The organism is Actinoplanes xinjiangensis (assembly GCF_003148685.1).
Classification (GTDB): domain Bacteria; phylum Actinomycetota; class Actinomycetes; order Mycobacteriales; family Micromonosporaceae; genus Actinoplanes; species Actinoplanes xinjiangensis.
Window position 1 is genome coordinate 25769 of sequence record NZ_QGGR01000037.1, and the last position, 13794, is coordinate 39562.

Here is a 13794-nt window from a genome sequence, read left to right on the forward strand (position 1 = left end):
CGGTTGGCTGAGCCTCGACCGACTCTCCAGGAGGATTCGATGAGTTACCCCAAGCCCGTGCTCGAACCGGCCGCGCAGGCCTTCGTCGAGGCGACCGCGAACCCGCCGTACCTGTTCGACCTGGGTCCCGCGGAGGGCCGCAAGGCCGTCGAGTCGGTACAGGACGGCGCCGGGGTCGAGACGCCCGCCGCCGACGTGCAGGACCTGACCTTCGCGGGCGGCCCGACCGGCGAGGTCACCGTGCGCATCCTGCGGCCGGCCGGGGTGACCGGTCCGCTGCCGGTGCTGATCTACACGCACGGCGCCGGCTGGGTCTTCGGCGACGCGAACACCCACGACCGCCTGGTCCGTGAGCTGACCGTCCGCGCGAACGCGGCGACCGTCTTCGTCGAGTACGACCGCTCCCCCGAGGCCCGCTACCCGGTCGCGATCGAGCAGGTCTACGCCACCCTGGAGTGGGTGGCGACGCACGGCGGCGAGCACGGCCTGGACGCCACCCGCATCGCGGTCGCCGGTGACTCGGTCGGTGGCAACATGACCGCCGCGCTGACCATCCTGGCGAAGCAGCGCTCCGGCCCGGCGATCGCCGCGCAGCTGCTGTTCTACCCGGTGACCGACGCGAGCTTCGACACCGACTCGTACCACCAGTTCGCCGAGGGCTACTTTTTGCGCCGCGACGGCATGCAGTGGTTCTGGGACCAGTACACGACCGACGAGGCGGAGCGGGCGCAGATCACCGCGTCACCGCTGCGGGCCACCACCGAGGACCTGGCCGGGCTGCCGAAGGCGCTGGTCATCGTCGCCGAGGCGGACGTGCTGCGGGACGAGGGCGAGGCGTACGCGGCCAAGCTGCGCACCGCCGGTGTGGAGGTGACGGCCGTCCGCTACCAGGGCATCATCCACGACTTCGTGCTGCTCAACGCGCTCAAGGACACGCACGCCGCGAAGGCCGCCACCCGTCAGGGCGGGGAGTTCCTGCGCGAGGCGCTGCACCCCTGATCCGGGTCAGGACGCCGGCTTGTACTCCGTCACGTTCCAGCACTCGGCGGCGGCCGGATCGTCCTCGACGTTGATCTTCACCTGGACCGGGTGACCGTCGGTGGTGTCGAACCGCGTCGCCACGGTGGCGCCGTCCGCACCGGCGGTCTCCGCCATGCCGAGCAGCTCACCGAGGGTCGGCACGTCGATCTCCTCGCCCTGCTGGCCCTCGGTGACCGGGCCGAGATCCACCTCGGCGGAGGAGGACGGCACCACCGGCACCGCACCGACCCGCTCGGCGGCGCTCAGCACGCCGTCCTTGACGGTCGCCCGGTACTCACCGATCGGCGCCGGCCCGCACCCGCGGGTCAGCGTGAAGCTGTAGGCGGCCGGCTCGGTCCAGGGTGGCGCCGACGCGGCGACCGCCGGGCTCGGGTCCTTGATGACCGGCTTGTCGTCACCGGACGAGGTGCAGCCGCTGACCAGCCCGATCACCATCAACGCGCACAGGGCACGCTCTACCCGCACCACGACCTCCGCTCGACGCCTCACGCGGCGCAATGTAGCGCAGCCGCGCAGCCCCGCCGTCAGGGGCGTCGGCGCGGTCAGGGCGGTCGGCGCGGTCAGAGCGGTCGGCGCGGTCAGAGCGGTCGGCGCGGTCAGGACGGTCGGCGCGGTCAGGGGATGTCGGCCACGAAGACCGCGACCGACCGGGCCGGCACCTCGCCGGGGGTGGCCGCCCGCACCACCGGGTCGGCCGAGCCGGTCATCTCCGGATGTGGCCGCAGGCCGGCCGGGTCCGGGATCGCCGGGTGCACCGTGCCGTCGGTGGCGTTGAACACCACGACGACGCGGGCCCACCGGGCGTCCAGGCCGGTGCCGTCCAGGCACATCACGATCACGCCGGCCTGCTCGGACGGACCGCCCGGTGCGAACGACAGCCGCCGCTGCACCTCCTCGGCGGTGGGCAGCCCGAAGACCGGCGACGACCGGCGGATCCGCAGCAGCTCCCGATAGCGTTCGGCGGCCAACTCGATCACGTCCGGCCCGGGGACCAGCGACGGGTCGCCGAGCAGGGGCCGCGACCAGTCCCACTTGTCGCCGTTGTCGGCCTCCGGCGGCAGGCCCACGCCGAAGCCGTTGCCGAGCGCCGGATCCCAGCGGATCTGGTTGAACCAGTCACCGGAGTTGTACGAGTTCCGGTCGAGCGACTTGGACCGCAGCCGCTCGGTGCCGAGTGCCACGAACCCGGCGCCCTGGCTCAGCACCACCAGCGCCAGCGCCAGGACCTGCATGCGGGCCCGGTCCAGCTGGGAGAGACCGGGTGGCAGCTTGAACGCCATCGCGTCGTACAGGATCTCGTTGTCGTGGGCGTCGACGTAGTTGACCGCCTCGCCCGGATCGTGGGCGTAGCCGGCGGGTGAGCCGTGGTAGCCGACCTGCGCGCCGCTGCGCTCGACGCCGTCGTGGGCCGCGAACCGGTAGGTGGCCAGTGCCCCGGACAGGCCCACCTTGACCTGGTCGTGCAGCCACAGCGGAACGGCCGTGCCGAGCCCGGTCGCGAAGCCGCGCACCGCCGGGTCGTCGCCGAAGGCCCCGCCACCGCGGATCGCGTCACGCAGCCGGTCGTTGAACGTGCCGATCCCGGTGCCGGCCATGTTGACCTGGGTGGCCTGGGCGAAGCGCGCGTCATACGCCACCTCGCCGAAATTCCACCCCTCGCCATAGAGGGTGATGCCGGGCCGCACCCGGTCGAGGGCGGCCCGCGCCTCGAGGATGCCGGCCCGCGGGTGGTGCCCCATCAGGTCGAACCGGAAGCCGTCGATCCGATACTCCCGGGCCCAGGTGACCAGCGAGTCGACCACGAGCCGGCCCATCATGGTGTGCTCGGGCGCGGTGTTCGGGCAGCAGCTCGACTCGGCCACGCTGCCGTCGGCGAGCAGCCGGTGGTAATAACCGGGGACGATCCGGTCGAGGACACTGAACCGGTCGAGGCCCTCGCCCATGGTGTGGTTGTAGACGACGTCGAGGACCACCCGCAGCCCGGCCGCGTGCAGCGCCGCCACCGCCGCGCGCAGCTCCACGATCCGCGCCGTGCCGGCCGGGTCGGTGGCGTAGCTGCCCTCCGGTGTCGTCCAGTGCCAAGGGTCGTAACCCCAGTTGAAACCGTCGGAGTCGGCGACCGCCATGACGGCCCGCTGCTGCTCCGGCGAGTCCGGCGGGAACGACGCCAGGTCGCACAGCGGCACCGCCTGGTCGGCCCGCCGGTCCGGCACGGTGGCGAAGTCGTTGACCGGCAGCAGGTGCACGTGGGTGAGCCCGGCGTCGGCGAGCGAGCGCAGGTGGCGCATGCCGGCCGAGGACTCGCGGGTGAACGCCAGATAGGTGCCGCGCTCCTCCGGCGGCACCGTGGTGTCGCCGATCGAGAAGTCCCGGACCGAGACCTCGGTGATCTGCATCCGGGCGGGCGGCAGCGGGGCCGGCACGGCGGATCCGGCCCAGCCGGGTGGGCAGAGCGCCGGGTCGGACAGGTCGACGAGCTGGCTGTGGGTGGAGTCGGTGGCCAGCGACACCGAATACGGGTCGGTGACGCTGGTGGTGACCATCCGCTGGGCGGCCGGCTGCCACACCTGGACGCGGAATCTGTACCACCGGCCGAGCCACTTGCGCTTGCCGGTGACCGACCAGACGCCGGTCGCGTCGTCGCGCTCCATCGGCAGGATCCGCGGCTCGTCGCCGGGCTCGCGGAACAGCTCCAGCTCCACGGTCCGGGCGGTGGGTGCCCAGACCGACAGGCGCGGGCGGTCCTCGTCGTCGACGACCGGGCCGAGCTCGGCGTCGACGGCGCCGGCATAGAGGTCGTCGAGGACGCCCTGCACCTGCACGGCGGTGAGCGCGACCACCTGGCCCGCACTGTCCGTACCGGTCACCAGGAGCTGGTCACGCAGCAGCTCACCGAGAGTCGCGTCATCCAGCTCACGCACCGCGAACGCCCGGTAGGCCCGCAGGTGCGGGAAGCGCCGGCTCTGCGCCTGGAACAGGCCACCGGGCCGCGGCACCAGCGGCAGTGATCCCAGGGTGAAGCTCGCGGCGCGGGCGGCGAACCACTCCGGCAGCGCGACCGTCCCCCGGTCGATGAACACCGCGTGCGCCCGCGCCGGGTCGAGCTCCGGCCCCAGGGTCCCGACGTCGGGCCGGACCGGCTGGACGACGCCCGCGACCAGCCACGCCTCCCGCGCCACGGTGAGGTCGAGACGCTGGTCGTCGGGCAGGTCCTTCTCCTCGCCACGGTGCAGCACGTAGCGCAGCCCCACGGCGTCCGGCCGGACCCGCACCTCGAAGACCGCGCCGAACGCGTCGAAGTGGGTGGGCATGTGCGGGGTGCCCCACCGGGTCTTCTCGGTGACCGGGACACCCTCCCAGGCGTGCAGGCCCCACCCGGCGTAGTCACCGGCCGGGCGGCGGTAGTGGATCACCACGGTCTCTGGGCCGGGCGCCGGCAGGGCGGGCGGTGTGTACGAGACGCGCCGATCGCCGGCGGTGATCCAGATCTCACTGCCCTCACTGAGCGTGACCTGGCGGTCGATCTCGACGTCCTTCGCGCCCTGCCGGTTGAGCACCAGGAAGCCGACCTCCCGCGCGTCGTCGGCGAGACGCACCCAGGCGAAGCGGCCCCACCCGTCCTCCCCGGCGAAGGGGGCGCCGCCGGGATAGAGGGCGTCGGCCCCGGGCGCGAGATCACCCCAGGCGTGCAGCACCCAGTCGGCGTAGTCACCGTCGGCCCGCTGGTAGTGCACGATCAGCCAGTGCGAACGGGCCGCGGCTCCCTGGTCCGACCCGGGCGCAGTGATCTCCATCGTCGTCACCGGCCCATCATCCCAGCGGGATACGACATTTTCCGGGCGTCCCGGCGACGGACTGCGAGGATCGTCGCGTGGGACCCGCCTTGCAGCGGCTAGCAAGACGGACGTACGGTTTACCGAAGACGCACAACCGAGAGTTAGGCATACCTAACCCGAAGGTCGCCCTTTCGGTGCGAAAGACTTGACTTCCAGTCGCTGGGTGTGAAGGAGATGACGGTGGCCAGCCTCGACACCTTTGGTGCGAAGAGCGAGCTGCGCGTCGGAGACGCGAGCTACGAGATTTTCACGATCGACAAGGTGAAGGGGCACGATCGCCTGCCCTACTCCTTGAAGATCCTCCTGGAGAACCTGCTGCGTACTGAGGACGGCGCGAACATCACCGCCGACCACATCAACGCGCTCGGCAGCTGGGATTCCAGCGCCGAACCCAACGTCGAGATCCAGTTCACCCCGGCACGGGTGCTGATGCAGGACTTCACCGGCGTTCCCTGCGTGGTCGACCTGGCCACCATGCGTGAGGCCGTGAAGGACCTGGGCGGCGACCCGACCAAGGTCAACCCGCTCTCCCCGGCCGAGATGGTCATCGACCACTCGGTCATCGCCGACCTGTTCGGCCGGGCGGACGCCTTCCAGCGCAACGTGGACCTGGAGTATCAGCGCAACCGCGAGCGCTACCAGTTCCTGCGCTGGGGCCAGACCGCGTTCAACGAGTTCAAGGTCGTCCCGCCGGGCACCGGCATCGTGCACCAGGTCAACATCGAGTACCTGGCCCGCACGATCATGGAGCGCAACGGCCAGGCGTACCCGGACACCGTGGTCGGCACCGACTCGCACACCACCATGGTCAACGGCCTGGGCGTGCTGGGCTGGGGCGTCGGCGGCATCGAGGCCGAGGCCGCCATGCTGGGCCAGCCGGTCAGCATGCTGATCCCGCGGGTCGTCGGCTTCAAGCTCTTCGGCGAGGCCCCGGCCGGCACCACCGCCACCGACCTGGTGCTCACCATCACCGAGATGCTGCGCAAGCACGGTGTGGTCAGCAAGTTCGTCGAGTTCTACGGCCCCGGCGTGAGCGCCGTCCCGCTGGCCAACCGGGCGACCATCGGCAACATGTCGCCGGAGTACGGCTCGACCGTCGCGATCTTCCCGATCGACGAGCAGACCATCGACTACCTGAAGCTGACCGGGCGTACCGAGCAGCAGGTGGCGCTGGTCGAGGCGTACGCGAAGCGCCAGGGCCTGTGGCTCGACCCGGCCGCCGAGCCGGACTACTCGGAGAAGCTCGAGCTGGACCTGTCGACGATCGTCCCGTCGCTGGCCGGCCCGAAGCGCCCGCAGGACCGGGTGCTGCTCAGCGAGGCCAAGCCGATGTTCCGCGACGCCCTCAAGAACTACGTGCAGCCGCAGGGCCACGCCGACGAGGCGAGCGACGAGTCCTTCCCGGCCAGCGACTCGCCGGCCAACGGCGTCGACGACCCGGCCGACAAGCCGCACGTCTTCAGCGCCGCGAACGGGGCGAACGGCCGTCCGTCGAAGCCCACCCGGGTCAAGGGCGAGGACGGCGTGGAGTACGAGCTGGACCACGGTGCCGTCGTCATCGCCGCCATCACGTCCTGCACCAACACCTCGAACCCGCAGGTCATGATCGGCGCCGCTCTGCTCGCCAAGAAGGCGGTGGAGAAGGGCCTGACCCGCAAGCCGTGGGTCAAGACCACCCTGGCCCCGGGCTCGAAGGTCGTCTCCGACTACTACAACCGGGCCGGCCTCACGCCGTACCTGGACAAGATCGGTTTCAACCTGGTCGGCTACGGCTGCACCACCTGCATCGGCAACTCGGGCCCGCTGCCCGAGGAGGTCTCGGCCGCCATCAACGAGGCCGATCTGACCGCGGTCAGCGTCCTGAGCGGCAACCGGAACTTCGAGGGCCGGATCAACCCGGACGTCAAGATGAACTACCTGGCGTCCCCGCCGCTGGTCGTGGCGTACGCCCTCGCCGGCTCGATGGACATCGACATCACCACCGAGCCGCTCGGCACGGGTTCGGACGGCAAGCCGGTCTACCTGAACGACATCTGGCCGACCAACCAGGAGATCGACGAGACGATCGCGCAGGCCATCGGCGCCGACGGCTTCAGCACCGCCTACGCCGACGTCTTCGCCGGTGACGAGCAGTGGCAGGCGCTGCCCACCCCGACCGGCGACACCTTCGCCTGGGCGGGGGACTCCACCTACGTCCGCAAGCCCCCGTACTTCGAGGGCATGCAGGCCGACCCGAGCCCGGTGACCGACATCTCCGGCGCCCGGGTCCTGGCCAAGCTGGGCGACTCGGTCACCACCGACCACATCTCCCCGGCCAGCTCGATCAAGCCGGACTCGCCCGCCGGTAAGTACCTCGCCGAGCACGGCGTCCCGCGCGCCGAGTTCAACAGCTACGGCTCACGCCGCGGCAACCACGAGGTCATGATCCGGGGCACCTTCGCCAACATCCGGCTGCGCAACCAGCTGCTGACCGATGTCGAGGGCGGCTTCACGCTCAACCACCTGACCGGCGAGCAGACCACGATCTACGACGCCTCGGTCGCCTACAAGGAGGCCGGCATCCCGCTGGTCATCCTGGCCGGCAAGGAGTACGGCTCGGGCTCGTCGCGTGACTGGGCGGCCAAGGGCACCATGCTCCTCGGCGTCCGCGCGGTCATCGCCGAGAGCTACGAGCGGATCCACCGCTCCAACCTGATCGGCATGGGCGTGCTGCCGCTCCAGTTCCCGCAGGGCGAGAACGCCGAGTCCCTCGGCCTCACCGGCACCGAGACCTTCTCGTTCGCCGGCGTCACCGCACTCAACGACGGCACCACGCCGCGCACGGTCAAGGTCACCACGGACACCGGCATCGAGTTCGACGCCGTCGTCCGTATCGACACCCCCGGCGAGGCCGACTACTACCGCAACGGCGGCATCCTCCAGTACGTCCTCCGGAAGATGCTCCGCAGCTGATACACCCTGGTCAAGGCCCGCTTCCCGGTTCCGGGAGGCGGGCTTTTCCCATGGCGTACGGCCGACGCGCCCCCGGCCCACGCAAGAGGCGCTCACCCCGTACCGGATCAGGGTGTGAAGCCCGTCCGGTCGGCGTCGGTGATCTCGCGCAGCACCCTGGCCGGGACACCGGCCGCGATCACGCCGGCCGGGACGGGCTTGGTGACCACGCTGCCCGAGGCGACGATCGCCCCGTCCCCGATGGTCACGCCCGGGTTGATGGTGACGCCGCCACCGATCCACACGTTGTTCCCGATCGTCACCGGCTTGGCGTAGCAGGCGCCGGCCGCCCGCTCGGCCGCGTCGATCGCGTGGTTGGAGGTGTAGATCCCGACCCGCGGCCCGAACAGCACGTGGTCACCAATGGTGATCCCACCGCCGTCGAGCATCACGCAGTCGAAGTTGGCGTAGAAGTGATCCCCGACGCTGATGTTGAACCCGAACTCACAGCGGAACGTCGGCTCGAAATGGCAGCCCCGCCCCACCGATCTCAGCAGCCGCCGCAGGATCACCTCCCGCTCGGCCTGCGGTTTCCCGAAGCTGCCGTTGTACTCGTCGGTCAGCAGCACGGTCCGTTCCCGCGCCTGCACCAGCTCGGTGGTCAGGTCGTTGTACATCCGGCCGGAGAGAATGTGCTCTCTCTGAGCGTCAAGCGTCACCGGCCGACCCTAACCCGGTTAAGGTCGGTCGATGCCCACACCCGATCAGATGGTCGTAGCCGCGGCCCAGACAGCGCTGCGCCCGCTCGGGCTGCGCCGCCACAACCGCACCCGCGTGTGGGTCGAGGACCGCGGCTGGTGGCTGCTCCTCGTCGCGCTGGAACGGACCCGCGGTGGGGACACCCAGCTGGCGGTCGCCGCCAAGTTCCTCTGGGGGCCGATGCCCGAGTTCACCTACGACCTGGGTGGCCGCGTGTTCTGGCGGGAGGACACCGGCGACTTCGCCACCGAGTGGCCGCAGGACGGCCACGTGTGGGTGCAGGGCATCCGGCACATCCGTGACGATCAGTTCGCCACCGATCTGGCACAGGTCGCCGGCATCGCCCGGCAGCGGGCGGAGCAGTTGCGGCAGGAGATCGGCACCCCGGCGGACGTGGCCCGCGTGCTGGCGGCCCCGCAGAGCCGGATCACCGCGACCTCCTGGTGGCACGCGTTCCACACCGGCGCGGCGGCCGGGATGAGCGGTGACGCCGGCCTGGCGCGCAAGCACTTCGACCGGATCCGCCCGGACCGGCTGGCCGTGGCGTGGGAGTCCGACCTCGGCCGCCGGGCGGCCACGCTGAGCGCGCTCGCCGACGACCCGCCGGCGCTGTTCCGGCGGCTGTCCGACGACGTCGCGGCCATGCGGGCACGGCTCGGCCTGTCGGACACACCACTCGCTGCACCACCGGAGCCGGTGTGGTGAATAGGCTTCGGTGATGGATGACAAGACAGTGCTCAGCCGGATCAACGAACTGGTCGACGAGGAGCACGTGCTCCGCCGCCAGCTGAGCGAGGGCGAGATCTCGTCCGACGAGGAGCACGCCCGCCTCAAGGACCTGGAGGAGTCCCTCGACCAGTGCTGGGACCTGCTGCGCCGCCGCCGGGCGGCCCGTGACGCCGGCCAGGATCCGGACGCCGAGAAGGCCCACAGCATCGGCGAGGTGGAGGGCTACATTCAGTGAGGTGAGCCGGGGCCGTGCGGCCCCGGCTCCGGTCGGGCGTCAGCGCAGCCCCGCCTCGAAGTGCAGGCGCTCGATCAGTTCGTCCTCGTCGATGGTCAGCCCCCGGGACCGGAACCAGTTCGCCACGTTGCGTACGTCCCGGGCGATGAACTCCCCACCGCGCGGATTGGCGATCACGTCGACGATCTGCGGCAGATCGATCATGACGAGCCGCCCGTTGTGCACCATCGTGTTGTACGGCGAGAGGTCACCGTGCGCGACCTGCGCCCGGGCCAGCACCGACAGGGCGTCGGTCATCTGCCGCCACAGGTCGGCCAGCTGATCCGGGTCGGCCCGCACCTGGGCCAGTCGCGGCGCCGCCTCGCCGGTCTCCCAGTCGCCGATGAACTCCATCATCAGCTCGGTGCCGATGAGCTGCACCGGGTAGGGCACACAGACCAGATCGCTCTCCCGCCCGATCTCCCAGAGCCGGCCGAGCGCGCCGAACTCGGCCGCCGACCACTGCCCGGAGATCATCTCCTTGCCGAAGGCGGTCCGGTTGCTCATCGCCCGCATCTCACGGGACCGGCGGACCCGGCGTCCCTCGAGATAGCCGGCGTCGCGATGGAACATCCGGTGGTCGCCGTCGCGATAGCGCTTGGCGGCCAGCATGCTGATCTTGTCGGTGCCCGGGACGGCCCGCCGGACCAGGAAGACGTCGGCTTCCTTACCGGTCTTGAGCATCCCCAGCTCGGTGTCGACCGCACCGTACTCGGTGCGGACCCAGTCGGGGCGAGGCTCGGGGCCGTGCAGAGCGCCGTCCCACGTGGACCAGCGGTCGCCCTCCTCGGGCAGATCCGGGTCCTCTTTCAGGGCCGGCTCGATCCGGCCGCGCTTTACGAAAGTGGGGTCGTCGTCGTCGAACTTGCGGCGCTTGCCGCGCATGGTGGTGGAGCCGTAAGAGTCGTGCTCGCGCACTGGAGGTTCTCCTCGGAGAAAGAAGTTTTCGGGGAAGCGGGGACAGCAGGCATCACAAAGACGGCCATGAGGTCCACCCCCTTCTCTCTCGTCGGTTCGTTTCCGGCGCGCCCACTCTTTCCGATCACCGCGGAGCGCGCAACCGAATTAACTCCGCCCCTGTCTCAGCGGGCTGCCATGATCGCGGACAGGCCCTGGATCACGTTGCCGACCGCATGGGTCGGGGCGAACCGGGTGTCCACCCAGTCCCGCCCGCGGTGCAGCCACACACTGGGCAGGCCGAGCGCCGCGGCCCCGCCGATGTCGGCCTCCGGGCTGTCGCCGAGCACCCAGGCCCCGGCCAGCCGCATCCGCACCCGCTGGGCGGCGACCGCGAAGATCCGCGGGTTCGGTTTGCTGACGCCGCACTCCTCGGAGATCACCCAGTCGGCGACATACCGGTCCAGACCGGTCCGCCGGATCCGGGCGTCCTGCTGCTCGGCCGGCCCGTTGGTGACCACCACCGGGACCAGCCCGGCGTCACCGGCGATCTCCAGCGCGCAACCGACCATCGGGTCGAGGCGTTCGTAGGTGAGGGGGCCGGCGTTCAGCTCGTCGACCAGGTCGATCGAGGAGACCCGCAGCCGGTAGCGGTCACGGATCCGGTCGGCGAGGTCCCACCGGGAGGTCAGACCGTCCGCATCCACCGCGACCAGCCACTCGAGATCGTCCTGTGGCGCCGCGATCTCATCCAGAAACCCCTTGGCCCACAGCCGGAACGCACCGCTGCGGTCAAGCAGGGTGTCGTCCAGAGCGAGGAAGACTAGAGGCACGCGGGCACTTTACGTGAGCACCACCGGTACCGCACAGCCCAGGACTGTTAACAAAACGCTGAGAGCATGACGAAATTCGCATCATCCGATCGTGCGACCGCCGGCTCTAGTAAGCCGTACGTACGGATTGCAAGAAAGTCCTGGCCCATGACACGATCAGCGGTGTGCCCAGGGTGAGTCAGGACCAGCTCGATGCTCGACGCCACGAGATCCTCAGCGCGTCCCGCACGTGCTTCGCGCGATTCGGATACAACGGCGCGACGGTCCACCGCCTCGAAGAGGCCACCGGCATGTCCCGCGGCGCGATTTTCCACCATTTCCGTGACAAGGAACATCTGTTCCTCGCGGTCGCCGAGGACGACGCCGCCACCATGGCCGAGACCGTCGCCCGCAACGGCCTCGTCCAGGTGATGCGTGACCTGCTCGAACGCGCCGGCAACAGCGAGGGCGACACGGCCGGCTGGCTCGGCACCCAACTAGAGGTCGCACACCGGCGGCGCACCGATCCGGCCTTCGCCAAACGGTGGGCCCAGCGGTCCGCCGCGATCGCCGACGCCACCCGCGAACGCCTCCAGCGCCAGCGGGACGCCGGCGTGCTCCGCGACGACGTCCCGGTCGAGGTCCTCACCCAGTTCCTCGAGCTGGCGTACGACGGCCTCGTCCTCCACCTGGCCACCGGCCGGCCCGCCGGCGAGCTCGCCGCCGTCCTCGACGTCGTCGAGGACGCCGTCCGCCGCCACTGACGATGGCCCCGCCACCGCGCCGCCCGAGCCGACAACCGGCAACCGGAGCGCCGCAGGACCCGTCTTCCTCGCCCGAAGCGCCGCCACAACCGGCCTCCCTTCCTGAGACGCCGCCCGAACCGGCCCCCACCCACGGAACGCCCGGCCCGACCTCTACCCACGGAGTGCCGCCCGAACCGGCCCCCACCCACGGAACGCCGCCCGGACCGGCCTCCCTGACCGGGGCCCGGCGAGGGTCGGTGCTGGTCACCGGGGCGTCCCGGGGGCTCGGCGCGGAGATCGCGCGGCGGCTCGGCGCCGACGGGTGGCCGGTCGCGGTGAATTACCTCCCCGATCCCGAGGGCGCCGAACGCGTCGTCGCCGACATCCTCGCGGCCGGTGGCACGGCCGCCGCGTTCCGCGCCGACGTCACCGATGAGACCGCTGTAGCGAATCTCATACCGGCGGTGCGAGACGTCCTCGGGCCGGTCCGGGTGCTGATCCCCAACGCCACCGGACCTCAGCCGGTACGGGCGGCGCTCGACCTGACCTGGCAGGACCACCTCGACCAGCTGCTGTTCTTCGTCAAGAGCCCGACCCTGTTGATGCGCGCGGCCGTCCCCGACATGAGCCGGCTGGGCGGCGGCCGCATCATCCACGTCGGCTCCGACCTACCCGAACGAGCCGAGCCGGGAATGTCGGCCTACAGCGCCGCGAAGTCCGCCCAGCTCTCCCTGACCCGCACGTGGGCCCGCGAACTCGGCCCACTCGGCATCACCGTCAACCTGGTGGCGCCCGGCTGGATCCCGGTCGAACGGCACGCCGGCATCCCCGCCGACCAGATCGAGGGCTACCGGCGGGACGTACCGCTGGGCCGGATGGGCACCCCCGCCGAGGTCGCCGACGTGGTCGCGTTCCTGGCCTCGGACGGGTCCCGCTTCATCACCGGCGAACGGATCGCCGTGAACGGCGGCCACACCCTCACCTGATCCACCAACCCACCGTGAGAGCCCGTACTCCTCGGGAGTACCTGCCTCCGCCGGCCGCCGACCCTTCCCGGCTGGTCCCCACCGCTGTCTCACGACCCTCGAAACAGCACTAAGAACCAGCCAGCCAGGACCGGCTGGCTGTCACCGCTCTCTCCGCGGACCTGAGACAGCGGTCAGGACCAGCCGAAAAGAACCGGCTGGCTGCCACCGCTCTCTCAGCGAGCCTGAGACAGCGGTCAGGACCAGCCGAAAAGAACCGGCTGGCTGTCACCGCTGTCTCAGCGAAGCTGAGACAGCGGTGGGGACCAGCCGGGGGTGTGGGGTGGGGCTAGTGGGTGGGGGCGTGGTCGATGAAGCCGAGTACCTGGAAGATCCGGCCTTCGGCGTCGCGTTCGGCCACGTCGAAGCCCACCACCAGCGGCTCCTCTCCCGGCCGTCCCAGATGCCAGGTGAAACGGGCCTGGTCGTGGTGGGCGTCGACCGGGCCGCCTGAGCTGAACACCAGTCCCGCGAACTGCTGCTGCGCCGCACCGATCACCGCGTCCAGGGCGTCGCGCCCCTCGACTGCCGCGAGCGGGTCCACGTACCGCACCCCTTCGGCGAACGTCTCGCCGATCGCGGCCCGCCGGGCCACCGGGTCGGTCTCGTTCCAGATCGCGAGGTACCGCTCGATCACGCTGTCGAAGTCGCTCATCCGTCTCGTCCTCTCATCGCCGGTCGGCTTGACGGGGACGAGCCTGCCCGCGGCGGGGTAGTGCGGTCGATTACCCCGCGGGTAATGGC

12 protein-coding genes are annotated in these 13794 nt (G+C 70.8%); 6 read left to right on the plus strand and 6 right to left on the minus strand.

The window, feature by feature from the left end; genetic code table 11:
* Positions 1–39 precede the first annotated feature (39 nt).
* Complete coding sequence (locus BC793_RS43305) at positions 40–999, plus strand: alpha/beta hydrolase (protein ID WP_109602462.1); 960 nt, start codon at positions 40–42, stop codon at positions 997–999.
* A 6-nt stretch (positions 1000–1005) separates the two neighbouring features.
* On the opposite strand, the gene BC793_RS43310 is transcribed toward BC793_RS43305, so the two are convergent.
* Positions 1006–1530, minus strand: a complete 525-nt coding sequence (locus BC793_RS43310; RefSeq protein WP_239170651.1) for a hypothetical protein — start codon at positions 1528–1530, stop codon at positions 1006–1008.
* 125 nt (positions 1531–1655) lie between these two features.
* Positions 1656–4844, minus strand: coding sequence for a pullulanase-type alpha-1,6-glucosidase (pulA, locus tag BC793_RS43315; RefSeq protein WP_239170652.1), 3189 nt, complete (start codon positions 4842–4844; stop codon positions 1656–1658).
* Between the two features lie 198 nt (positions 4845–5042).
* On the opposite strand from pulA, the gene acnA reads away from it, so the two are divergent.
* Positions 5043–7829 (plus strand): aconitate hydratase AcnA, encoded by a 2787-nt coding sequence (gene acnA, locus BC793_RS43320; protein ID WP_275416304.1) that lies wholly within the window; start codon positions 5043–5045, stop codon positions 7827–7829.
* Positions 7830–7936: 107 nt separating this feature from the next.
* Here the strand turns inward: acnA and BC793_RS43325 are convergent, their stop codons facing one another.
* Entirely contained in the window at positions 7937–8527 is a 591-nt protein-coding gene (locus tag BC793_RS43325; protein WP_109602465.1) for a sugar O-acetyltransferase, read from the minus strand.
* 31 nt (positions 8528–8558) lie between these two features.
* Between BC793_RS43325 and BC793_RS43330 the strand changes: the two genes are divergently transcribed.
* Positions 8559–9272, plus strand: coding sequence for a hypothetical protein (locus tag BC793_RS43330; protein ID WP_146246733.1), 714 nt, complete (start codon positions 8559–8561; stop codon positions 9270–9272).
* A gap of 13 nt (positions 9273–9285) precedes the next feature.
* A complete protein-coding gene (locus tag BC793_RS43335) occupies positions 9286–9531 on the plus strand; it encodes a DUF2630 family protein (RefSeq protein WP_109602467.1) in 246 nt (81 codons plus the stop codon).
* Between the two features lie 39 nt (positions 9532–9570).
* On the opposite strand, the gene BC793_RS43340 is transcribed toward BC793_RS43335, so the two are convergent.
* Both BC793_RS43340 and BC793_RS43345 read right to left on the minus strand, forming a co-directional pair.
* Positions 9571–10488: a serine protein kinase RIO gene (locus BC793_RS43340; protein ID WP_373871310.1), complete on the minus strand. Its 918-nt coding sequence runs from the start codon at positions 10486–10488 to the stop codon at positions 9571–9573.
* Between the two features lie 164 nt (positions 10489–10652).
* Positions 10653–11300, minus strand: coding sequence for an HAD family hydrolase (locus tag BC793_RS43345; protein WP_109602468.1), 648 nt, complete (start codon positions 11298–11300; stop codon positions 10653–10655).
* Positions 11301–11464: 164 nt separating this feature from the next.
* On the opposite strand from BC793_RS43345, the gene BC793_RS43350 reads away from it, so the two are divergent.
* A complete protein-coding gene (locus BC793_RS43350; protein WP_109602469.1) occupies positions 11465–12043 on the plus strand; it encodes a TetR/AcrR family transcriptional regulator in 579 nt (192 codons plus the stop codon).
* Positions 12044–12282: 239 nt separating this feature from the next.
* On the plus strand, positions 12283–13011 hold the full coding sequence (locus BC793_RS43355) for an SDR family oxidoreductase (protein WP_239170653.1): 729 nt from the start codon (positions 12283–12285) through the stop codon (positions 13009–13011).
* A gap of 328 nt (positions 13012–13339) precedes the next feature.
* Here the strand turns inward: BC793_RS43355 and BC793_RS43360 are convergent, their stop codons facing one another.
* Positions 13340–13705 (minus strand): nuclear transport factor 2 family protein, encoded by a 366-nt coding sequence (locus BC793_RS43360; protein WP_109602471.1) that lies wholly within the window; start codon positions 13703–13705, stop codon positions 13340–13342.
* Positions 13706–13794 lie beyond the last annotated feature (89 nt).